The sequence below is a fragment of the Enterobacter sp. KBR-315C3_2022 genome, from assembly GCF_041399425.1.
In the GTDB taxonomy this organism is placed as follows: Bacteria; Pseudomonadota; Gammaproteobacteria; order Enterobacterales; family Enterobacteriaceae; genus Enterobacter.
This window is the reverse complement of record NZ_JBGKEB010000030.1, coordinates 17,655-40,693: the sequence shown is the minus strand read 5'-3', so window position 1 is coordinate 40,693 and position 23,039 is coordinate 17,655. Positions and strand designations below refer to the sequence as shown.

Genomic DNA, 23,039 nt, shown 5'->3' with positions numbered 1-23,039 from the left:
CCCCCGGAGAGTGAGGCGGCTGAATATAGGTAACGAGTTGAAAAGGATGGGAAAGGAGTACAGTAATATGGTCATGGAGGTATGACCATATTACTGGGGATCCCTCAGCCCACAGGGAGAGGGAGAAAACCATCATGTAGGCCGGGTAAGGCGAAGCCGCCACCCGGCAAAATAACCTCACCGCTGCTCATCCAGCTGCAGCGCCACGTACAGCAGCAGCCTGTCGTCGAAGTTCCCCAGATCCAGCCCCGTCAGCTCCGAAATGCGGTTAAGCCGATACTCCAGCGTATTGCGGTGAATAAACAGCGCTTTTGACGTTGCCAGCGGCTGCACGTTATGGCGAAACCACGCCTGAAGCGTGCGGCGCAGCAGGCCGTTATTATCCATCGCCTTCAGGCGAACGAGCGGACGCGCCAGCTCGTTGGCCTGCCAGCCGCCGCGCAGGCTATCAAGCAGCACCGGCAGCATCAGATCCTGGTAGAAATAGCTCCGGCTTTCCGGCATGCGCTGCTTGCCCACCATCATGGTGGTTCGCGCCGTTCGCCACGAGCGCGCAATGCTGCCCGGCCCGGTAAAGTAGTTGCCCAGCGCCACGCGAAAGCGCAGCTGGCCGTTCTCCTTCATGCGCGAAATCAGCAGCTCCACGCGGCGGCGGTGGTCTTCCGCATCCCAGCGTCCAAATGCGTTTAGCGCGGGCTTCAGCACCACCATTTCCGTGAGGGAGACAATCGCCACCAGGTTATCGCGCTCCGGCGTCGCCAGCGCGTTTTGCAGCTGCTGCAGTTCCGTCATCGCGCTGTCCACGCCAAGCTGGCCGCTATCGACCTCAATCACCGCCACGACGCGCGGCTGATTCAGATCGATGCCCAGGCGCTGCGCCCATTCGCTCAGCGCGGGCGTGTGCTCTTCGGCCTGGATCAGGTTCATGACCAGCTCTTCACGCAGGCGGCTGTCCTGTGCCAGAAGGTGCATCAGACGCGACTGCTCAAGCATCATCTCGGCCGTCATGCAGACCAGCTCGCCGTACTTCCTCAGCGATTCCGGCTCTCCGGTCAGGCCGATGACGCCGACAATTTCCCCCTCAAGCCGCAGCGGCAGGTTTATCCCCTGGCGCACGCCGTGAAGGTGTTTGGCAACCGCGTCGTCAATGTCCACCACCCGCCCCTGAGAGAGCACCAGCAGCGCGCCTTCGTGCAATTCCCCAATACGCTCGCGATCGCCGCTGCCGATAATGCGCCCGCGGGCGTCCATAACGTTAATATTGGTATCGATGATGCGCATCGTGCGCGCCACGATATCCTGCGCCATTTTGGTATCAAGATGCCAGCCAGCCATGCAACCCTCCTCTGAGCAGAGCTCAAGCATAGGTGAGTGAGGCGCGCGCCGCACTGTGCAGATGCACAAAGTGAGCTGAAGAACTATGGACTTGTGGAAAGGGTCACAGAAATGAAAAAACCCCCGCCGAACTCATCCGGCGAGGGCTTTACGCCTCTAACGCATTACTGCATCAGCAGGTAGATAGAAGTATCACCACGCTGAATATTCAGGGCCAGCACGGAAGGCTTGCTGTCGAGAATTTTGCGCAGTTCAGCGATGTTTTTCACAGGCTGCTGGTTAGCGCCCATGATGACGTCGCCTTTCTTCAGGCCGATACGGGCAGCCGGTGAGTTCGCCTTCACGTTATTCACCACCACGCCTTTATCTTCACCCTTGTTGCTCATCTCAGCGCCTTCGATGCCGCTGAAGATGGTGCTGGAATCAACCTGATTCTGGCTGCTCTGCTGGAGCTCGAGGCTGACGTTAACCGGCTTGCCGTCGCGCAGCAGGCCAAGCGTGACTTTGCTGCCAATCGGCATTGAGCCCACTTCGGCGCGCAGGGCGGCGAAGCTGCTGATCGGCTTACCGTTCAGGGAGGTAATCACATCACCCGCTTTGATGCCGGCCTTCGCGGCCGAGGAGTTCGCCATCACCTGGCTCACGAACGCCCCGCGCTGCGCGTCAACCTTCATCGCTTTCGCCAGCTCAGAGTTCAGCTCTGTGCCCATGATGCCAAGCTCGCCGCGTTTCACCTGGCCATACTTGACCATCTGCTCGGTCAGGTTTTTCACCATGTTGCTTGGAATAGCAAAGCCGATACCGATGTTGCCGCCGTCCGGTGCGAGGATCGCGGTGTTAATCCCGATCAGCTCGCCGTTAAGGTTAACCAGCGCGCCGCCGGAGTTACCGCGGTTGATCGCCGCATCCGTCTGGATGAAGTTTTCGTAGTTTTCCGCGTTCAGGCCGCTACGACCCAGCGCAGAGACGATGCCGGAGGTCACGGTTTCACCCAGTCCGAACGGGTTACCGATCGCCACGGTGTAGTCGCCCACGCGCAGCGCGTCAGAATCGGCAAGCTTAATCGCCGTCAGGTTTTTCGGGTCCTGAATCTGAATCAGCGCAATGTCAGAGCGCGGATCTTTGCCGACGACTTTGGCGTCAAACTTACGGCCATCGCTCAGCTGAACCTTAATGGTGTTCGCATTATCCACCACGTGGTTGTTGGTCACGACATAGCCTTTAGCCGCGTCAATGATAACGCCGGAACCCAGCGCCATAAATTTCTGCTGCTGGCCGCCGCCGTTGCCGCTATCCCCGGCACCGCCGCCCTGACAGAACGGAGAGCTCTGGAATGGAGAACCGTCCTGGCAGAACGGCGAGTTATCGCCAAAGAACTGCTGGAAGTTACGCGGCATGCGCGGCGTATTGACGGTCGTACTTCCCTCAACGTTGATACTCACCACCGATGGCATCACTTTTTCGAGCATCGGTGCCAGGCTTGGCATTTGCTGCGCGGTCGTTGCCGAAGAGGCCGTTTCCGCAGCCGTTGCTGCCACAGGGGACAGCGCTAAACCTAAACTCAGAGCCAGTGCACTCATTGCTAATGTGGTTTTTTTCATGTTTCTCTTTCTCGATTCACAGATAACGCAAAATTGCTGTGTAACTCAGATTCATTTTATACCGCTTAGTTCCGGAATTAACTTTATGGGAAAAGTAAAAATTTATTGGCCGTCTTTACAAAACTTGCCGCTTATTCCACGGCCATCAGCTTGCGGTATTCATCCCAGGCATACAAATCGGTCATGCCGCTGATATAGTCCTGAATCAGGCGGCAGCGGTAATAATATTCCAGCACCGGCCACTGCGCGGAGCTGCGCTCAATTTTGCTGACGGACTCTATATAGGCCAGCCGGTGCCGGGTTGAAAGCTTCTGGTACAACCGCGATTCAATAGGCAAGCGGCGCACGCGCTCGTGTTCTACCAGCTCGCTAAACTCATCTACCGATAATTGCAGCAGCGGCCGATAAATTTCCAGCAGGCCGCTGATCACGCGATATCCCTGTAATTCCAGCTGCTCAACGTCGGGATGGCTGAAAACATGGCGGACGGCGACATTTTTATATAGCTCAAGGAGCTGGCTAAAGCTGCTGTCATCTTCCAGCAGCGCATGATTAAAATCGCCGCTGAAAATGGTGGGCAGGTTATCAATAAACCGCGCGGCGGCGTAGGGCACCAGCTTATTAAGGGTATTGACCCGAAGATACATAAAGAATTGATCTTCAGTGCTGCGGCTCAGTGAATTTGAGCGCGATTTTTCCCATGCGTTCTCGACGACCTGAGCAAATAAAGAGCCTTTTTCATGCGGCCCCCAGGCGTCATAAAGATGCTGATAAAGCTCCTCAACGCTGAATATCCGTTTCTCAACGGCATCTTCCAGATCGGCAACGCAATAAGAGATATCGTCAGCGGCTTCCATAATCCACGTTAATGGAAAGCGGCCGTTCGGCGTCAGGGAAAGTTCTTTACGCAGCCTTTCAATATAGGCTTCCTCAGAGAGGTAATAGCCCGGCTTTTTCATCAGGTAGCTGTGCGAAGCAGGAGGATCGCCCATCCACCAGGCCGGACGCGTGTATTTCAAAATGCAGCCGACCTGCGCCCAGGTGAGGTTCATGCGCATCAGGGAATGCACCAGCCGGATCCCCTGCGCATTGCCTTCGAAATGGCACAGATCCTGACGCACCTTGCGCCGCAGGTCGTTGAGGCTCTCCTCGCCCTCGCGCAGGCACAGGTCCCGCACCGCGCAGCGGTCATCGCTGAGCGGCTGGCTTTTGGCATCCGCGGGATAAAGGCGCTGCTTGAACCAGTCGTTGATCGCCGCCTCGCCAAAATGACCGAACGGCGGGTTGCCAATATCGTGCATCAGGCACGCCATCTCGACGATGCTTTCAAACGGCCCGGTAAGCTCGTCCAGGCCGTACGCTTCCAGCAGCCGCTGCTCTTTAAGGCGGCTTAAAATCTCTTTGGCGATGTAGCGGCCAACCTGCTGGACTTCCATGGAGTGGGTCAGGCGCGTGCGCACCGCGGCATTGCGCTCGAGCGGGAAGACCTGGGTCTTCTGCTGAAGGCGGCGAATGGCGGGAGAGTTAATGATGCGCCCGCGATCGCTTTCGAAGATGCGCAGAATTTCATGCTCATTCTTGACGCCCTGCGGCGACCGAAACCGACGGTGCCAGTTTATTTTGCTGCGAAAATCGATCTGCGCCATGTGCTCCCCCGCGTGAGAAATGCGCTTCCACTAAAGCCCATGATAGACTATGCATCTTAACAAGGCACATCGCGAGTAAATCTATGAAAATCGGCATTATTGGTGCAATGGAAGAAGAAGTTACGCTGCTGCGTGACAAAATTGAGAACCGCCAAACGCTCTCCTTAGGTGGGTGTGAAATCTACACCGGCCAGCTGAACGGTGTTGACGTAGCTCTGCTGAAATCAGGCATCGGTAAAGTGGCGGCAGCACTGGGCGCAACGCTGCTGCTCGAACGCTGCAAGCCAGACGTTATCATCAACACCGGTTCTGCGGGCGGCCTCGCGCCGACGCTGAAAGTGGGTGATATCGTGGTGTCCGACGAAGCGCGCTACCACGATGCGGACGTGACCGCGTTCGGCTACGAATACGGCCAGCTTCCGGGCTGCCCGGCGGGCTTCAAGGCCGATGACAAGCTGGTTGCTGCCGCAGAAGGCTGCATCGCCGAGCTGAATCTGAACGCCGTGCGCGGGCTGATCGTCAGCGGTGACGCATTCATTAACGGCTCCGTCGGCCTGGCCAAAATTCGCCATAATTTCCCGCAGGCCGTGGCGGTTGAAATGGAAGCTACCGCGATTGCCCACGTTTGCCATAACTTCAGCGTGCCGTTCGTGGTGGTTCGCGCGATCTCCGACGTGGCCGATCAGCAATCCCATCTCAGCTTCGACGAGTTCCTTGCCGTTGCGGCAAAACAGTCCACCGTGATGGTGGAAACCCTGGTGCAGAAACTGGCACGTGGGTAAATACAGCATCAGGGCGCTGGCCGCCCTGCTTCTGCTTATCCCGGCGTGGCTTATCGCCGCGCCGCGGGTCATCACGCTCTCCCCTGCCAATACCGAGCTGGCCTTTGCCGCCGGCATCACGCCGGTTGCCGTCAGCAGCTTTTCAGACTTCCCCGCGCAGGCCGCCGGAATTGAACAGGTCGCGACCTGGCAGGGGATGAACCTCGAACGCATCGTGGCGCTCAGGCCCGATCTGGTTCTGGCCTGGCGCGGCGGCAACGCCGAGCGGCAGGTCAATCAGCTGACCTCGCTGGGCATTAAGGTGATGTGGATTGATGCGGTGAGCGTTGAGCAGGTCGCCCAGGCGCTGCGCGATCTGGCCCCCTACAGCCCCACGCCGAAAAAAGCCGAGCAGGCCGCGCAGCAGATGCTAAACGACTACGCCGCGCTGAAGGACAAATACGCGACGCAGGCCAAAAAGCGCGTTTTCCTGCAGTTCGGCAGCCAGCCGCTGTTTACCACCGGAAAAGGCTCCATTCAGAACCAGGTGCTGGAGGTCTGCGGTGGAGAAAATATTTTTGCTGCCAGCCGTGTGCCGTGGCCTCAGGTCAGCCGGGAACAGGTGCTGGCACGCCAGCCGCAGGCCATCGTGGTGGTTGGAAATGCGGGTGAGATTCCTAAAATTGAACGGTTCTGGCAGCGCCAGCTCAAAATTCCGGTAATTGCCCTTCACGGCGACTGGTTTGAACGTGCTGGCCCGCGTATTATCCTCGCCGCTAAACAACTCTGTGCCGCGCTGGCCGAGAGTCAAACATAGACCCGAAAAGTTCGAGGATTTCACGATGCTCGTTTATTGGCTGGATATTCTTGGCACAGCCGTTTTTGCTATCTCCGGCGTTCTGCTCGCGGGAAAACTACGCATGGACCCGTTTGGCGTGCTGGTGCTCGGCGTCGTCACGGCCGTCGGCGGCGGGACCATCCGCGATATGGCTTTGGCCCACGGCCCCGTTTTTTGGGTGAAAGATCCCACGGATTTAGTGGTGGCGATGGTCACCTGCCTGCTGACGATCGTGCTTATCCGCCAGCCGCGCAGGCTGCCCAAATGGATACTGCCGGTTCTGGATGCCGTAGGGCTGGCCGTGTTTGTAGGCATTGGCGTGAACAAGGCGTTCCTGGCGGGCACCGGTCCCCTGGTCGCGATTTGCATGGGCGTGCTGACCGGCGTGGGCGGCGGGATTATTCGCGACATTCTGGCGCGTGAAGTGCCGATGATCCTGCGAACGGAAATCTACGCCACCGCCTGCATTATCGGCGGGATCGTTCACGCCACGGCCTACTACACCTTCGCCGTTCCGCTGGAGAACGCGGCGATGCTCGGGATGCTGGTGACGCTGGTCATACGCTTAGCGGCGATACGCTGGCACCTCAAGCTGCCGACGTTTGCGCTGGATGAAAATGGAAGGTAAAAGCAAAAACGGTAACCCTCAGGTTACCGTTTTTAATATTTTCTCCCTCTCCCACGGGAGAGGGAGAGGGCTGGGGTGAGGGCATCAGCCCGCACCGTCAAAAACATTAAATGCTGAACGACGATCCACACCCGCAGGTGCTTGTCGCGTTAGGGTTAGTCACCACAAAGCGCGAACCTTCCAGGCCCTCGGTGTAGTCAACCGAACCGCCCACCAGATATTGCAGGCTCATCGGGTCAACCACCAGCGCGACGCCCTGTTTCTCAATGGTCATATCGCCATCGTTCACCTGATCGTCAAAGGTAAAACCGTACTGGAAGCCGCTGCAGCCGCCGCCGGTAATATAAACGCGCAGTTTCAGATCCGGATTGTCTTCGTCGGCAATCAGGGTTTTCACTTTGTTGGCCGCTGCTTCGGTAAACTGCAGCGGCAGCGCTACGTCATCACTCATCTTATGCTCCCATGAATACTGCCATTGGGTAAAAATCACCCAATTCTTAACGTCATTATCTAATACCCTGGTAATTCATTCAAGTATTCTGCTGAGCCTCCTGCTTCGCCAGGGTGCGAGCAAGAAGGGTGGAGTATAGCGGTTTTCCACCCAGGAATTGGGCTAATAGTGTCGCGCCGAGACAGGTAATGATCATTGGCAAAATGAGCTGATAATTGTCCGTCATCTCCAGAACCAGCACGATGCCGGTGAGCGGCGCGCGCAGCGAGGCCGCCAGCAGCGCGCCCATGCCCGCAATCGCAAAGGTCCCCGCCTCCAGGTGATAGGCCGGAAATCCCGCCGCCGCCGCCATGCCAAACGCGGTGCCGAGCAGCGTGCCGAGCGCCAGCATCGGCGCAAAAATACCGCCGGGCGCGCCGGATGAGAAGCAGAGCACGGTGGTGATCACCCGGGAGATAAACATAAACAGCAGCAGGCCCACGCTGAAGTTTCCCGCTGCCGCAATCGGGATAAGGCCAAAGCCGCCGCCCGCCGCGTTGGGCTCGGCAAAGCCGAGAATGCCGCAGACGCCGCCGAGCAGGCCGCCCACCAGCACCCATTTCGTCGTGTTGCCGCCGTGAATGCGCTGGAACATGTCCTGCGCGCGCAGGATCAGCGTATTAAACAGCGGGCCGACGACGCCAAAAATCATGCCGAGGATCAGATACAGCCACAGCGTGTTCACCGGCGCGTTGGTTAATTTCCCAACCTCAATCACCGCCCCTTCGCCGTTAAAGATGCGAAAAACGATCGCCGACATGATCACGCCGGTAAAGACCGCCTTAATGGAGATCAGGTTGTAGCGAAACTGCGCGCGCATCTCTTCGATGATAAACAAAATGCCCGCCAGCGGGGCGTTGAACGCGGCTGACAGCCCCGCCGCCGCGCCGGTCGCCAGCAGCGTATGGCGCGCTTCGGCGCTGCGCATGCGAAACAGATCGCCCACCATGCGCCCAACGTTCCCACCGAGCTGCACCGTTGGCCCCTCGCGCCCGAGCACCATGCCCGCGCCGAGCGTGCCCATGCCGCCGATAAACTTCACGGGGATCACGCGCCACCAGCGCACCGGGCGCAGCTCTTCGAGCGCGCCTTCAATCTCGGGAATCCCCGATCCGCCCGCCTCCGGCGCAAACCGGCGCACCAGAAAATAGCCGACCATCGCCAGCAGCGCGGAAAATCCAAACGCCAGAACCCAGACCAGCACCCCGCTGTCGGCAAATCCGGCCACCGTTCCAATGCGCCAGTTGAGCACCGCGTTGACCGCTTTCTCAAACGCGACGCCAACCAGTCCGGCCAGCGTCCCTACTACGGCGGCGGCCAGCAGGATCGCCAGCGGGGTTTTATCCCGGTCGAGCAATCGACGGATGCTGATGCGGTGACGCGCGCGCGTAAACTGCTGTTCTTCAAAAGAGGGAGTCTCTGCTTTCATTACCTGCTCGTGTTCGTCATACAAATCGCCGCGAGGATTTTACCAGAGACATTCTTCGCGTCTGCTGAAAAAACCTTAACAATTGTTGAGTCGGGAATGGGCAAACATTTCATTACCTTCCGCGTATCGCATAGAATAGTGTGCTTATCTTCTTTTTACGAACCAGGAACGACGCCATGAGCAAGTCTGAAAACCTCTACAGCGCAGCCCGCGAGCTGATCCCGGGCGGCGTAAACTCGCCCGTCCGCGCATTCACGGGCGTAGGCGGCACGCCGCTGTTTATCGAACGCGCTGACGGCGCGTACCTGTACGATGTGGATGGCAAAGCCTATATCGATTACGTCGGCTCCTGGGGCCCGATGGTGCTGGGCCATAACCACCCCGCCATTCGCAGCGCGGTGATTGAAGCGGCGCAGCGCGGCCTGAGCTTTGGCGCGCCGACCGAGATGGAAGTGAAAATGGCGGCGCTGGTGACCGAGCTGGTGCCGACCATGGACATGGTGCGCATGGTGAACTCCGGTACCGAAGCCACCATGAGCGCCATCCGCCTGGCGCGCGGCTTTACCGGCCGCGACAAAATCATCAAGTTCGAAGGCTGTTACCACGGCCACGCGGACTGCCTGCTGGTGAAGGCGGGCTCCGGCGCGCTGACCCTCGGCCAGCCTAACTCGCCGGGCGTACCCGCTGACTTTGCTAAGCACACCCTGACCTGCACCTACAACGATCTGGACACCGTGCGCGCGGCGTTCGAGCAGTATCCGCAGGAGATCGCCTGCATCATCGTTGAACCGGTGGCGGGCAACATGAACTGCATCCCGCCGCACGCTGACTTCCTGCCGGGCCTGCGCGCCCTGTGCGACGAGTTCGGCGCGCTGCTGATCATCGACGAAGTGATGACCGGCTTCCGCGTCGCGCTGGCGGGCGCACAGGATTATTACGGCGTCGAGCCGGACCTGACCTGCCTCGGCAAAATCATTGGCGGCGGCATGCCGGTGGGCGCATTCGGCGGTCGTAAGGACGTGATGGACGCGCTGGCGCCGACCGGTCCGGTTTACCAGGCGGGCACGCTCTCCGGCAACCCGATCGCGATGGCGGCCGGCTTTGCCTGTCTGACCGAGGTGGCGCAGCCGGGGATCCATGAAACGCTGACCGACCTGACCACGCAGCTGGCAAACGGCCTGCTTAACGCCGCGAAAGAGGCGGGCGTTCCGCTAGTGGTGAACCACGTGGGCGGCATGTTCGGGATTTTCTTCACCGATGCGAAAACCGTGACCTGCTATCAGGACGTAGTGAAGTGCGACGTGGAACGCTTCAAGCGCTTCTTCCACCTGATGCTGGAAGAAGGCGTGTACCTGGCGCCTTCCGCGTTTGAAGCGGGCTTTATGTCCGTGGCGCACAGCAAAGACGATATCAACAACACCATCGACGCGGCGCGTAAGGTGTTTGCGAAGCTCTAAGGGCAAAGCCGGGTGGCGCTGACGCTTACCCGGCCTACGATGTTTTCCCTCTCTCCGTGGGAGAGGGCTTGGGAGAGGGCATCAGCCCGCACCTGACTACCTGCTCTGCTTTCTCAACAGATAAATAAAGTACGGCGCGCCGATAAAGGTCGACAGCAGGCCTGCCGGGATCTGATACGGGAACAGCACCATCCTGCCGCACCAGTCGGCAAAGACCAGCATCACGCCGCCCGTCAGGGCAGACATCACGATATGCGGCATCGTCCGGCGGAAGCCGAGCATTCTGGCGATGTGCGGCGCCATCAGCCCAACAAAGCTCAGCGGACCGATGGTCATGGTTGCCGTGGCCGTCAGGCAGGCCGCCAGCAGCAGCAGGCCAACGCGCGCTGGCGTGAGCGCAATACCCACGGCGCGCGCGGTTTCACCACCGAGCGGCAGAATGGTCATCCAGCGGCGGCACAGCGGCACAATCGCCAGCAGCACCACCATTGCCAGCCCGGTAAACATAACCTGGCCTTCGGTTGCCCGGTAGGTCGAGCCGGAAATCCACGTCAGGATCTGCGCCATGCGCGGATCGCCGCTGGCCTGCAGCATCATCAGCAGCATGGTAAACGCGGTGCTCAGCGCCATCCCCGCCAGCAGCATGCGGTGCGGAGAAAAGCCCCCGCGCCCGGCGGCGATCATGATGATCAGCAGCGTCACCGCCGCGCCGAGGCTCCCGGCAGGCATCAGCCAGCCGAAGGCGTTGCCCGGCACGAAGAACAGCATCAGAACCACGCCGAACGCCGCGCCGGAGCTGATCCCCAGCACTTCCGGGCTCGCCATCGGGTTGCCGGTCAGGCGCTGAATAATGCAGCCCGCGACCGCCAGCATCACCCCCGCAATCAGCGCGGCGCCGATGCGCGGCCAGCGCCACTGGAGCAGATCGTTGAGCAGAGAGCCGCTCGCCCAGTGCCAGCCCGTCGCGTCGCGCCCTAAAGAGAGCGCGGCCACCGCGGCCAGCAGCAGCACCGCCATGCCCGCCAGCGCATACCACAGCAGATGCTGGCGCTCGGTGTACACTTTGTCACCGGCATCCATCGCCGGGGCGCTCATGCTGCGCAGGCGCGGCAGCAGCCACAGCAGCAGCGGCGCGCCGATCAGCGCAGTCACCGATCCGGTGGAGAATTCCATCCAGACCCGCGCCAGCCAGAGAATGATTTGGTCGGACAGCCAGAGGATCAGCGCCCCGATAACCGGCGCCAGCACCAGCCGCGCCAGCAGGCGACGCGCGCCGAGCATTTTCGCCAGCAGCGGCGCAAACAGGCCGATAAAGCCGATGATGCCCACCGCGTTCACCAGCAGGGCGCTCAGCACAATCGCCAGCGTCAGGGCCGCCAGGCGCGCCAGCGACAGCGCCAGGCCGAGGTTGCGCGCAACGCCGTCGTCCAGCCCCATCAGCGTGAGCGGGCGCAGCAGCAGCAGCGTCAGCACCACGCCGCCGATCAGCTGCGGCCACAGGCGATCGACGATGTTCCAGTCGGTCTGGGTCAGCGTCCCCGTGCTCCACAGGAACATGCTCTGCAGCTGATCGTGATGGAACAGCACCAGCAGCTGGTTAATCGCCCCGCAGTAGAGGCTCACCACCAGCCCCGCCAGAATCAGCGTGACGGGAGAAAGACGCTTGCCCCAGGCGACGCCGAAGACCACGGCACCGACGACGCACGCCCCCGCGAGCGCGGCAAACTGGGAGGTTAGCGCTCCCGGCAGCGCCCACAGCGTGGTAATCGTGATCCCGAGCTGCGCGCCGGTGGCGACGCCCAGCGTAGTGGGCTCTGCCAGCGGGTTACGCAGCACCTGCTGGAACAGAACGCCCACCAGCCCCAGCCCGGCCCCCACCAGCAGCGAAATCGCCAGGCGCGGCAGCAGGCTGTAGTGGAACAGCATTTGCTGAATGTTATCGATATCCGGCGCGACAAAGGCCGCGCCCCACTGCCCGCGCGGCAGAGCCGTCGACAGGTTGATCCAGGTGAGCGTGAGGGCGACGACGAATATCAGCCCCAGCAGCAGCGCCGGGAAGCGAGCGATGCGCGTGCTCATGCCTTTCCTCCCAGCGCGTTATCGAGCACGCGCGCGAAATGCATCGCCGACAGCGTCGCGCCGTAGAACCACACGGCGGGGGCGCGCTGGAAGCGCCGCTCGCGCACGAACGGCATCGCCTGCCACAGCGGGGTCGCCATCAGCGCCTGCATCTCGCGCTCGTTGCCGTGGTCGAAGCACAGCACGTCAACGTCCCGGAACGCCGCCAGGCGGTCAATGCCCACGGCGGTGCTGCCCCAGAAGGTCATCTCCCCTTCCCAGGCGTTGCGAATGCCAAAGCTATCAAGCACTTCCTGGAACAGGCAGTTGTTACCGAAGACCAGCATATGGCGGGCGTCCAGCAGCGTGACCATCAGCAGAGGCCGATCGCCGCGATTGGCAAAGCGCGGCCTGAGGGAGTCAATCAGCGCGTCAAATTCGGCGAGATGCGTTTTCGCCTCGGCTTCGCGATTGAGAAACTGCGCCATTTCGTTGATGGACTTTTTCGCCATCGCCAGCGGCTTTTTGCCGTCGCTGAAGGTGAAGCCGCGGCCGGGCGCAATGCGCGACATGATCGCTTCCGACGGGCCGTAGCCCGCCGACCAGAATAAAAATGACGGCTTCATTTGGGTGAGAAGCTCAAGGTTAGGCTCGGTGCGCAGGCCGATGTCGATAACCGACTCCGGCAGCTTCGGCTCGTTCACCCACAGGTTGTAGTTGGGGATATCGGCGACGCCGTAGGGCGTGACGCCCAGCGCCAGCATCAGCTCGACGGGAAGCCATTCCAGCGCCACGATGCGGCGCAGATCGATAGTCTCCGCGCGCGCCGTATTCATCTTCAGCAGCAGCGGGGAGAGCGCCATCGCCGTCAGCAGGCGGCGGCGGGTAATGCGTGTGTTGTCCAGCATCAGTAGACAAAGCTCACCGGTGCAGCCCCGGCAGGGTGAGGCAGAATACCCATTGGAATACCGTAGATGTGTTCCAGCGTTTCGCTGCGCATCAGCTCGGACGGCGAGCCCTGGGCGATCATCTCCCCGCCGCGCAGCGCCACGAGATAGTCACAGTAGCGCGCCGCCATGTTGATATCGTGCAGGACCGCGATCACCGTCAGGCCGCGCTGCTGGCTCAGGCGATGCACCAGCGCCAGCACGTCGACCTGATGGGCAATGTCCAGCGCGGACGTCGGTTCATCAAGCAGGAGACAGCGGCTGTCCTGCGCCACCAGCATCGCAATCCACGCGCGCTGGCGTTCCCCGCCCGACAGGCTATCCACCAGACGGTGCGCCAGCGGCTTAAGCCCGACCAGCGCAATCGCCTCTTCCACCTTCTCCCGGTCGGCCACGCCGAAGCGCCCAAGCGCGCCGTGCCACGGGTAGCGGCCAATCGCCACCAGCTCGCGCACCGTCATGCCTTCCGCCTGCGGCAGCTGCTGCGGCAGATAGGCGACCTTGCGGGCGAAGGCTTTGCTGTTCCAGCTTTCGAGCGGCTGGCCGTCCAGCAGGATCTCGCCTTCCGAGGGTGGCTGGTGGCGTCCAAGCATTTTCAGCAGCGTGGATTTTCCCGAGCCGTTGTGGCCAATCAGGCCGGTCACTTTACCTGCGGGAAACGTCAAAGAGAGCGGGTGCAGCAGCGTGCGCCCCGGAACGCGAAAGGAGAGATCGTGAAGCGCAAAGGTGGTATCGGACTGCGTTTTATTATCCTGCATGTCGGCCAACTTAAATAAACAGGGCACGGCGAACCGTGCCCAAATCGAGATTAGAAGCGGAAGGTCGCCGTCGCGACAACCTGACGTTCGGCACCCCAGAAGCATCCATAGGTGTTGAAGCAGCTGGCAACGTATTCACGATCGAACAGGTTGTTCACGTGCAGCGCCACGTTGGACCCCGCCAGGCCAACGCGGGCCAGATCGTAACGCACCAGCGCATCCACAACGGTGTAGCTGCCCACGGTGAAGCTGTTCGCCGGGTCGCCTTTGCTGGAGCCGGTATAACGCACGCCAGTACCCAGCGTCAGGCCAGACAGCGCGCCGTCATACAGGGTGTAATCACCCCACACGGACGCCATGTGTTTTGGCACCTGCGCAGGCGTGTTGCCTTTGTAGTTGGTGTCGGTGGTGTATTCCGCATCGGTGTAGGTATAAGAACCGACAACGTTCACGCTGGCAGACAGCGCGGCTTTGGCTTCAAGCTCAACGCCGCGGGCGCGGATTTCGCCGCCTTCAACGGAGAAGAATCCGCCCGCCGGGTCGGCCATCAGGTTGTTGGTTTTCGTCAGCTGGTACAGCGCGCCGGTGATCACGATCGGACGATCGCTCGGCACGTACTTCACGCCCGCTTCGTACTGTTTGCCTTTAGACGGCGAGAACAGCTTGCCCTGCGCGTCGGTCTGGGAAGACGGTTCGAAGGATTCGCTGTAGCTGAAGTACGGGGTTACGCCGTTATCGAACAGGTAGTTAACGCCGCCGCGCCAGGTGAACTGGGTATCATCGCGTTTAGAGGTGGTGTTTGCCACGCGGTTATACGACTCCTGATCTGCCCAGTCGTAGCGGCCGCCCAGGGTGACCAGCACCTTGTCCCACTGCGCCTGATCCTGCACGTACAGGCCGGTTTGCTTCTGGCGGTTGAGGATCTGATACGGGCCGGAGTTGGCCGGATCTTTCGCACCAAAATCAAAATCGCTGCTCACCGGATTGTAGAGATCCAGCAGCGGCACGGAGTCGTCGTAGCCGAACCAGGAGTTGATGTCGTTGCGCATGCGCATGAAGTCAACGCCGGTCAGCAGGGTGTGGTCCATCGCGCCGGTCGCGAACTTGCTCTGCAGCTGGGTATCGACGGTGAAGTTCTGCAGCTTCTCGTCATCGATAACGTATTTACGCGCCATGAAATGGCCTTTGTCAGCAGGTGCTAACGCCGCACACTGCTTGCTGCCGGCGTTCGCCGGGTCGGTACAAACGCCGTAGCCGTAAACGCTATTCTGCGAGGTTTTATTCTCGGCGAAGCGCAGGTTCTGACGCACGGTGAAGGTGTCGTTAAACTCGTGGTCGAAGCTGTATCCCACCATCTTCTGGTTACGGGAATAGGTGTTGTTCTTCGCCCCTTCGTTGAAGTTGGTCGGCAGTCGGCTGCCGTTCGGCAGCGGATCGACCGTTCCCTCTTTTGGCAGCCAGCCGTAGTAGCCCGTTTCCGGCTCGTTCTGGAAGTAAGAGAGGAAGGTGAAGGTGGTTTTGTCATCCGGACGCCAGGAGAACGACGGCGCGATGGCATAGCGCTGCTCGCCTTTGTCTTCCTGCTGCGCGTTGTTGGAGCGCGCCACGCCGGTCAGGCGGTAAGAGTAAACGCCGTCGTCATCGATCGCATCGCTGAAGTCAAAGCCGGTCTGGAACAGGCTGTCGGTGCCCATCTTGAACTGGATCTCTCGCAGCGGCTCGGTGGTTGGGCGCTTGCTTACCATGTTCAGCAGGCCGCCCGGGCTGCTTTTTCCGTACAGAACGGAAACCGGACCGCGCATGATTTCAGCGCGCTCCAGCATATAAGGGTCAATTACCGCGTCGTTGTAGAAGTTGCCCTGCATCTTCATGCCGTCGAGGTAGTTGTTCTGGCTCTGGCCGTCGGCCGCAAAGCCGCGGATGACCAGATAGTCATAGGTATTGGACGCACCGCGCGTGCCAACCGCAACGCCCGGCGTGTAGCTCAGGGCTTCTTTCACCGAACGAGGCTGGTGCAGCGCCATCTCTTCGGCGGTGACCACGGAAATAGACTGCGGAACCTTCTGGATCGGCGTGTCTGTTTTCGTCCCGGTCGCGGATTGTCTTGCTGCGATGGTCGCAGCGGGTCCCCAGGCACTTTCCTGTGCTGCCGGTGCGGCGGTGACGGTAATAGTCTCTTCTTTTTTCGGTGCGTCGGCGGCCTGCGCATAAGCAGACATGCCGGCAACCGCTGTGGCAACGACGACCGCGATTTTACGCAGCGACGTATTGATTGGCTGAGCAGTATTGGAAAGCGCCATGATGGTTCTCTGATGAAAGAGTGAATGATAACGTAAACGAGAATTATTATTATGACCGCAGAATAATATGCGAAACGCTGGCGGCATAGCAAGCGATAAGCGGCCCTACGAGAATTAAGGGTTTAAGAATTAAACAAGAGAAAATGAAGCGTTAATTTGAAATAAAATGGCGGTTAAAGAAATGAGATGGAATGGTGAATATATTCCCCCTTCCGAAGAAGGGGGAATGCTGCTCGCTAGTTACCGCCGAACATGTCCTTAATCCAGCCGGCCACGCCGTCGCTGTCTTTCTTCTCGTTCTGCGGCGGCTGCTGTTGTTGCTGCTGCTGCGGTTGAGATGACTGATCGAACGGGTTACCCGTCGGCTGTTCAGGCTGACTCTGCTGGCACAGCGAGTCCGGGTTCGTCGTCCAGACCGGCAGGGTTCGCACGCCGCCGCCGCAAATGAAGTTGCCGGAATCATCCACGCCCATATCGACGATATCCTCCGGCGCGACCAGGTTCAGCGGAACCGGGGACTGATTCGCCAGATAGCGCTGGTAAATCGACATCGCCCCGCTGGCGCCGTACAGTTTGGTCGGCTGGTTATTGTCGCGGCCTACCCAGGTGATCACCACTTCGCGCCCGTCAATACCGGCAAACCAGGTATCCACGTTGTTGTTGGTGGTCCCGGTTTTACCCGCCAGATGCAGGCCCGGGTACTTCGCGCCAAGCTGGCGGCCGGTGCCGCGCTGCACAACCTGCTGCATGGTCCACAGCGTCATATACGCCGCCTGAGCCGGTACCGCGCGCTCTGCCTGCGGGAAGCTCTGGTACAGCACCGAGCCGTCTTCCGCAATCACCGAGCGCAGTGCGGAAAGCGGCGCGCGGTTGCCGCCGCTGGCGATCGTCTGGAACGCCTGCGCCACTTCGATTGGCGTCAGGTTCAGCGCGCCCAGAATCATCGCTGGCACCGGGTGCAGCTGATCCTTCGGCACGCCCAGCTTCTGCCAGGTATCGGTAATCGCTGGCAGCCCCAGCGACATCCCCAGGTTCACCGTCGGCACGTTCATGGAGCGGGTTAACGCATCCACCAGCATCACCTGGCCGCTGAACTGCTTATCGTCGTTCTGCGGCGACCACACCTGGCCGTTAGGCTGGCGCAGGGAGATTGGCGCATCGGCGATCCAGGTGTTCAGGCGATACTGATTCGGCTGGCTCAGCGCGGTGAGATAGGTCGCCGGTTTTGCCAGAGAACCAATCGAACGGCGCGCCTGCATCGCGCGGTTGTAGCCCGCAAACTGCGGCTCGGCGCCGCCGACCATCGCACGGACCTCGCCGGTGTTGCGGTCAACCACCACCATTGCGGTTTCCAGATCGCTCAGCTTGCGCTGCTTCTTCAGCACCGGGATCCCTTCAACGGCGGCCTTTTCCGCCGCGTCCTGCGCAACGGAGTCGAACGTCGTAAAGATCTTCACGCCGGAGAGATCTTTCACCTTATCGCCGAGCTTGCTCTGCAGCTCCTGGCGCACCATCTGCATAAACGCGGGCTGCGGTGAAATCACGCCGCCGCGCGGCTGAACGCCCAGCGGACGCGCGCTCAGCATGTCGTAAAGCTCCTGGTCAATCACCTGCTGCTGTTGCAGCAGACGCAGAACCAGGTTACGACGCTCGAGCGCCAGCTTCGGGTTACGCCACGGGTTGTAGATGGACGCCCCTTTCACCATGCCCACCAGCAGCGCCTGCTGGTCAAGGCTCAGCTCTTCCACCGGACGGCCAAAGTAGTACAGGCTCGCCAGCGGGAAGCCGCGGATCTCGTTGTCGCCGCTCTGGCCGAGGTACACCTCGTTCATGTACAGCTCAAGGATGCGGTCCTTGCTGTAGCGCGCGTCCATCAGTACGGCCATGTAGGCTTCGTTGGCCTTACGCCAGTAGGAGCGTTCGCTGGAGAGGAACAGGTTCTTGACCAGCTGCTGGGTCAGCGTACTCGCGCCCTGCACCGTGCGGCCCGCCGTCAGGTTCGCCAGCACCGCGCGCCCAATGGAGTAAAGGCTGATCCCGTCATGCTCGTAGAAGTGGCGGTCTTCGGTTGCCAGCAGGGTGTCCACCAGCAGATCCGGGAAGCCGTTGCGCGCGACAAACAGGCGCTGCTCGCCGTTCGCCGAGGAGAGCATGGTGATCAGGCGCGGATCGAGACGGAAGAAACCGAACTGGCGGTTGTTATCCATGTTCTCAATGGTTTCCAGGCGATCGCCGTCAAAGGAGAGACGCGCGCGCACCTGCCCCTCTTTGCTGTCCGGGAAGTCGAACGGACGGCGGATCATCTCAATGCTTTTCGCCTGCACGGTAAATTCGCCGGGTCGGGTCATTTTCGTCACCTGACGATACTGCGTGGCCTGCAGCAGCTTCACCATCTCGTTCTTGCTGATCGACATGTCCGGCTCAAGGTTCACCATGCGGCCATACACCGCCGCCGGCAGCTGCCAGACCTTACCGTCGATACGGCTGCGGATCTTCTGATCCAGATAGACGCCGTAAATCGCAACCAGCACGACAAAAACAATGAACAGCTTCAGCAGCAGCCATAGCCAGCCGCGCTTGCCGCGAGGCTTGCGCCCTTTGCCTTTTCCTTTACGCGGCATCGGTTCCTCATCCTCATAATCGTCATCATAGTCATCGTCGTAATCCTCATCTCTGAGTCGACGACGGCTCACTTTTTCTTTCGCCGGACGGGCGGGCTTCCCCTTACGTCCTATTGGCTCGCGGTCATTCCCCGCCATGCTTTTTCTCCGCAACATTCAGGCGCAAAGGCCAGATTCTCTTGTCTTCCACCGAACGATGAAAGAAGAAATCTCTCAAAACAAAAGCAAAACGGTAACGAGAGTTGCCGTTTTTAGTGTTTTCTCCCTCTCCCCGTGGGAGAGGGCCGGGGTGAGGGCACCAGGCCGCACTACCCTCTTTCACCACCATCACGAATACTTCTTCGTCCGACGCGTTGGCGCCGCGTTCGCCGGATCGTCCGGCCAGACGTGCTTGGGATACCGACCCTTCATCTCTTTCTGCACTTCACGGTAGCTCCCCGCCCAAAACGCGCTCAAATCGCGGGTGATTTGCAGCGGACGGTGCGCCGGAGAGAGCAGCTCCAGCACCAGCGGCACCCGCCCTTCGGCAATTGACGGCGTAGCGGCTTCGCCGAACATCTCCTGCATTCGCACCGCCAGCGCCGGAGGATTATCCTCGTGATAACGAATGGCAATCCGGCTTCCGGTCGGCACAGTGTAATGCCCCGGCAGTTCACTATCCAGACGTTGACGTAATGACCAGTCCACTAAATTCTGTAACGCCGCCTTAACATCAAGCGATTTTAACGCCCGCAGCGAGTGAACGCCGCCCATTTGCGGCAGCAGCCAGCGCTCCAGTGACGCCAGCAGCGCCTCATCGTCAACCTGCGGCCAGCCGTATTCCGGCAGCCAGCGCCCGGCGCAGTGCAGGCGAAGACGGTACTGTTCGGCCTCCGGGGTCCAGTTTAGTACGCCAATGCCCTTTTCCCGAATGCCGTTCAGCATTGCCTGGTGCAGCTCCTCTTCCGACGGCTTTGCCAGCGGCTTCATCCCGAGTGTGAGCCTGCCAATCTGGCTGCGGCGAAACGCCTTCAGCGTTCCCTGCGCGTCGTCCCATTCCACGGTGTCAGAGTTTTCCAGAAGCTGAGGGCACGCCCGCGTGAGGGCGTCGATATCCACCGCGAAGGCCTGCAGGATCCGCGCGTCGGGCGAGTGGCTGCCCTGCAGCAGCAGCGGGGCAATCAGCCATTCACGGCGCGTCAGCGGATCGTCGCCGTCCAGCATCGCGCCCATGCCGTTCGCCAGCTGGTAGCGGCCGTCCAGACCGCGCCGCCGGGCAATCCTGTCCGGGAAAGCCTGCGCCAGCAGAACGGGGATACGATCGCTATCAAGCGCCCCGCCCCGGACGTTAAGCCGTTTACAAAGCTGCTGCGCGCGCTGCTGCCAGTTAGCCTGGCTGCGTGAAAACGCCTGCGCCAGATCGCTGCTGCCGCCGCGCGGCGGTTCTTCCAGGATCGCCGCCAGCTTTGCCGCCGTGGCGATTTCGTCATTTCCCTGCGCCGCCACCAGCATGGCGGCCAGGCGCGGATCGTTGCCGAGCGCAGCCATTTTCTGCCCGCGCGGCGTCAGGCGTTCGCCCTCCAGCGCCCCCAGCCGCGCCAGCAGCGCGCGCGCGGCCGCAAGGTTGACCGCGGGTGGCGGGTTTAGCCACGTCAGCTGGGCCGGATCCGGACAGCCCCACAGCAGAAGATCCATCACCAGCGCGGAGAGATCGCTTTGCAGGATTTCCGGCGTGCCGTGCGCCGCCGCGCGATCGGCCTGCTCGGCGCTGGTTAAGTGCAAACAGATGCCCGGCTCAAGACGCCCCGCGCGGCCCGCGCGCTGCACCATCGACGCCTGGCTTATGCGCTGGGTCAGCAGCCGGGTAAGCCCGGTACGCGGGTCAAAGCTCGCCACGCGCTCCTGCGCGCTGTCCACCACCAGGCGGATACCTTCGATGGTCAGGCTCGTTTCGGCAATGTTCGTGGCCAGCACCACCTTGCGCTGCCCCGCAGGCGCGGGAAGGATCGCCTTACGCTGCTCGCTCAGCGGCAGCGCGCCGTACAGCGGGCAAAGCGCAACGTCGCGCCCTACCCGCGGGGCGAGCTGTTCCTGCACGCGCTGGATCTCGCCCACGCCGGGTAAAAACAGAAGCAGCGATCCCGGCTCGTGACGCAGAAGTTCTGCGGTTGCCACGGCAACCGCCTCGTCGAAGCGCTGGTGCGCCGCCAGCGGCTGATAGCGGCGCGCCACCGGAAAGGCTCGTCCTTCGGAGGAGATAACCGGCGCGTCGGGCAAGGTTTGCTGCAGGCGCTCGTTGTCCAGCGTGGCCGACATAATCAGCAGCTTAAGGTCGTCGCGCAGACCCTGCTGCACGTCCAGCAGCAGCGCCAGCGCCAGGTCCGCCTGCAGGCTGCGCTCGTGGAACTCATCGAGGATCACCAGCCCGACGCCGGTCAGCTCCGGGTCGTTTTGCAGCATGCGGGTGAGAATGCCTTCGGTCACCACCTCAAGGCGCGTATTCGGGCCGGTGCAGGTTTCGGCACGCATGCGGTACCCGACCGTTTCGCCCGGTTTTTCATTGAGCAGCTCCGCCAGGCGCTGCGCCACGTTGCGCGCGGCCAGGCGGCGCGGCTCAAGCAGGATGATTTTCCCGGGGATCGCGCCCGCGTTCAGGATCTGCAGCGGCAGCCAGGTGGATTTGCCCGCGCCGGTGGGGGCGTTAAGCAAAACCTGCGGGGCGTAGCGTAGGGCAGAAAGCAGCTCGGGAAGGACGACGGCGACCGGCAATGAGGACACGAACAGCTCCAGAGGGTTAACATTAGTCGGCGTACATTGTAGCATCGGCGCATATCATTACCGAGTCCCTCGTATGTCTGAGTCGAAACGACTTTTCTTTGCCGTTGAATTGCCCGCCGCGATCCAGCGGAAAATCGTTCGCTGGCGCGCCGAAAGCTTCCCGGCGGACGCGGGCCGCCCGATTGCCGCCGCCAACCTGCACCTGACGCTCGCCTTCTTAGGCGACGTAAGCGCCGAAAAGCAGCGGGCGCTCTGCGCCATGGCCGGGCGGATATCCCAGCCGGGCTTTACCCTGCACCTTGACGATGCCGGACAGTGGCTGCGCTCGCGCGTGGTGTGGCTCGGCACGCGCCAGCCGCCGCGCGGGCTGTTGCAGCTCGCCAACATGCTGCGCGCCCAGGCCGCGCGCAGCGGATGCTACCAAAGCCCGCAGCCTTTTCATCCGCACATTACCCTGCTGCGCGATGCGGGCCAGGCGGTTGCGATCCCGCCACCGGGCTTTAGCTGGACGTTTCCGGTGAATAGCTTCGCGCTTTACGAATCCGTCTTTGCACAAGGACGCACCCGATACACGCCGCTGCAGCGCTGGACGCTGGGCGATACCCAAAGGAACCGTGATGAAGTTTAGCCCTGCGCTAAGGCGCGCCACGCTTATTCAGCGCTACAAGCGCTTTCTCGCCGACGTGGTCACGCCTGAAGGCGAAACGTTAACGCTGCACTGCCCCAACACCGGCGCGATGACCGGCTGCGCCACGCCGGGGGACACGGTCTGGTATTCCACTTCAGAAAATCCTAAACGCAAATATGCCCATACCTGGGAAATGACCGAGACCCAAAAAGGGGAATTTATTTGCGTGAACACGCTGCGCGCAAATCAATTAGTGAAGGAGGCGTTAATGAACGGAACGCTTCCTGAGCTGGTGGGTTACGGTACGCATAAAAGCGAAGTGAAATATGGCGATGAGAGCAGCAGAATTGACTTTATGCTACAGGCGGAAGATCGTCCTGAGTGCTATATTGAAGTCAAATCAGTGACGTTAGCGGAAAAGGAAAATGGCTACTTCCCGGATGCGGTGACGCTGCGTGGCCAGAAGCATCTGCGGGAGCTGATGAGCGTTGCGGCGGCAGGTAAGCGCGCCATATTGCTGTTTGCCGTATTGCACTCAGCCATACAGCGATTTTCGCCCGCCCGCCATATCGATCCTACCTACGCGCAACTGTTGAATGAGGCACAAAAGCAGGGGGTAGAAATTTTCGTCTATAAAGCGGAACTTTCTGCCGATAATATGACTCTGAAATCCTCTCTTCCCATTGTCTTATAAGGGATTAGAAGATTGTTTATTATCTGTTCTGGCCACGTGCGCAAATACGCTTTTCCTCACAGGCTTGTCAAGTGTTACGTTTAGATAATTG

At 60.7% G+C, this 23,039-nt stretch carries 18 protein-coding genes; 6 read left to right on the top strand and 12 right to left on the bottom strand.

The features are described from left to right. Positions 1-177: 177 nt before the first annotated feature. From AB8804_RS21135 to dgt, 3 genes are all read right to left on the bottom strand, one after another. Positions 178-1,335 carry a CdaR family transcriptional regulator gene (locus tag AB8804_RS21135; RefSeq protein ID WP_371189904.1) on the bottom strand — a complete coding sequence of 386 codons (1,158 nt, stop codon included), beginning with the start codon at positions 1,333-1,335 and terminating at the stop codon, positions 178-180. 164 nt (positions 1,336-1,499) lie between these two features. Then, the gene (gene degP / locus AB8804_RS21130; RefSeq protein WP_371189903.1) at positions 1,500-2,936 is read right to left on the bottom strand and encodes a serine endoprotease DegP; all 1,437 of its coding nucleotides are present in this window, start codon (positions 2,934-2,936) and stop codon (positions 1,500-1,502) included. Between the two features lie 131 nt (positions 2,937-3,067). Next, on the bottom strand, positions 3,068-4,582 hold the full coding sequence (dgt, locus tag AB8804_RS21125) for a dGTPase (protein WP_371189902.1): 1,515 nt from the start codon (positions 4,580-4,582) through the stop codon (positions 3,068-3,070). An 83-nt stretch (positions 4,583-4,665) separates the two neighbouring features. On the opposite strand from dgt, the gene mtnN reads away from it, so the two are divergent. Genes mtnN through AB8804_RS21110 form a run of 3 tightly spaced genes read left to right on the top strand, consistent with a single transcriptional unit; the run spans position 4,666 to position 6,809 of the window. Further along, on the top strand, positions 4,666-5,364 hold the full coding sequence (gene mtnN / locus AB8804_RS21120) for a 5'-methylthioadenosine/S-adenosylhomocysteine nucleosidase (protein WP_371189901.1): 699 nt from the start codon (positions 4,666-4,668) through the stop codon (positions 5,362-5,364). Next, on the top strand, positions 5,357-6,160 hold the full coding sequence (btuF, locus tag AB8804_RS21115) for a vitamin B12 ABC transporter substrate-binding protein BtuF (protein ID WP_371189900.1): 804 nt from the start codon (positions 5,357-5,359) through the stop codon (positions 6,158-6,160). Before mtnN ends, btuF begins: the two co-directional genes overlap by 8 nt. Positions 6,161-6,185: 25 nt before the next feature. Further along, entirely contained in the window at positions 6,186-6,809 is a 624-nt protein-coding gene (locus tag AB8804_RS21110) for a TRIC cation channel family protein (RefSeq protein WP_371189899.1), read from the top strand. Between the two features lie 106 nt (positions 6,810-6,915). Here the strand turns inward: AB8804_RS21110 and erpA are convergent, their stop codons facing one another. Together erpA and clcA are read right to left on the bottom strand one after the other, a co-directional pair. Next, positions 6,916-7,260 (bottom strand): iron-sulfur cluster insertion protein ErpA, encoded by a 345-nt coding sequence (gene erpA / locus AB8804_RS21105; RefSeq protein ID WP_112012828.1) that lies wholly within the window; start codon positions 7,258-7,260, stop codon positions 6,916-6,918. A 79-nt stretch (positions 7,261-7,339) separates the two neighbouring features. Further along, the gene (clcA, locus tag AB8804_RS21100) at positions 7,340-8,728 is read right to left on the bottom strand and encodes a H(+)/Cl(-) exchange transporter ClcA (RefSeq protein WP_371189898.1); all 1,389 of its coding nucleotides are present in this window, start codon (positions 8,726-8,728) and stop codon (positions 7,340-7,342) included. 176 nt (positions 8,729-8,904) lie between these two features. Between clcA and hemL the strand changes: the two genes are divergently transcribed. Continuing rightward, positions 8,905-10,185: a glutamate-1-semialdehyde 2,1-aminomutase gene (gene hemL, locus AB8804_RS21095; RefSeq protein ID WP_371189896.1), complete on the top strand. Its 1,281-nt coding sequence runs from the start codon at positions 8,905-8,907 to the stop codon at positions 10,183-10,185. Positions 10,186-10,281: 96 nt separating this feature from the next. Here hemL and fhuB read toward each other — a convergent pair whose 3' ends face one another. The 7 genes from fhuB to hrpB all read right to left on the bottom strand — a co-directional run bounded on the left by fhuB (position 10,282) and on the right by hrpB (position 21,626). After that, positions 10,282-12,264: a Fe(3+)-hydroxamate ABC transporter permease FhuB gene (gene fhuB / locus AB8804_RS21090; RefSeq protein WP_371189895.1), complete on the bottom strand. Its 1,983-nt coding sequence runs from the start codon at positions 12,262-12,264 to the stop codon at positions 10,282-10,284. Then, on the bottom strand, positions 12,261-13,151 hold the full coding sequence (gene fhuD / locus AB8804_RS21085; RefSeq protein ID WP_371189894.1) for a Fe(3+)-hydroxamate ABC transporter substrate-binding protein FhuD: 891 nt from the start codon (positions 13,149-13,151) through the stop codon (positions 12,261-12,263). The genes fhuB and fhuD overlap by 4 nt, the downstream gene beginning before the upstream one ends. Beyond that, the gene (fhuC, locus tag AB8804_RS21080) at positions 13,151-13,948 is read right to left on the bottom strand and encodes a Fe3+-hydroxamate ABC transporter ATP-binding protein FhuC (RefSeq protein ID WP_371189893.1); all 798 of its coding nucleotides are present in this window, start codon (positions 13,946-13,948) and stop codon (positions 13,151-13,153) included. The genes fhuD and fhuC overlap by 1 nt, the downstream gene beginning before the upstream one ends. 50 nt (positions 13,949-13,998) lie before the next feature. Next, complete coding sequence (gene fhuA / locus AB8804_RS21075; protein ID WP_371189892.1) at positions 13,999-16,248, bottom strand: ferrichrome porin FhuA; 2,250 nt, start codon at positions 16,246-16,248, stop codon at positions 13,999-14,001. 236 nt (positions 16,249-16,484) lie between these two features. Then, positions 16,485-19,007 (bottom strand): bifunctional glycosyl transferase/transpeptidase, encoded by a 2,523-nt coding sequence (gene mrcB, locus AB8804_RS21070; RefSeq protein ID WP_371189891.1) that lies wholly within the window; start codon positions 19,005-19,007, stop codon positions 16,485-16,487. Then, on the bottom strand, positions 18,994-19,200 hold the full coding sequence (locus tag AB8804_RS21065) for a hypothetical protein (RefSeq protein WP_371189890.1): 207 nt from the start codon (positions 19,198-19,200) through the stop codon (positions 18,994-18,996). Before AB8804_RS21065 ends, mrcB begins: the two co-directional genes overlap by 14 nt. Then, the gene (gene hrpB / locus AB8804_RS21060; RefSeq protein ID WP_371189888.1) at positions 19,197-21,626 is read right to left on the bottom strand and encodes an ATP-dependent helicase HrpB; all 2,430 of its coding nucleotides are present in this window, start codon (positions 21,624-21,626) and stop codon (positions 19,197-19,199) included. Before hrpB ends, AB8804_RS21065 begins: the two co-directional genes overlap by 4 nt. A 73-nt stretch (positions 21,627-21,699) precedes the next feature. Between hrpB and thpR the strand changes: the two genes are divergently transcribed. Together thpR and sfsA are read left to right on the top strand one after the other, a co-directional pair. After that, entirely contained in the window at positions 21,700-22,254 is a 555-nt protein-coding gene (gene thpR / locus AB8804_RS21055) for an RNA 2',3'-cyclic phosphodiesterase (protein ID WP_371189887.1), read from the top strand. Further along, complete coding sequence (gene sfsA, locus AB8804_RS21050; RefSeq protein WP_371189906.1) at positions 22,244-22,948, top strand: DNA/RNA nuclease SfsA; 705 nt, start codon at positions 22,244-22,246, stop codon at positions 22,946-22,948. Before thpR ends, sfsA begins: the two co-directional genes overlap by 11 nt. Positions 22,949-23,039: the final 91 nt, after the last annotated feature.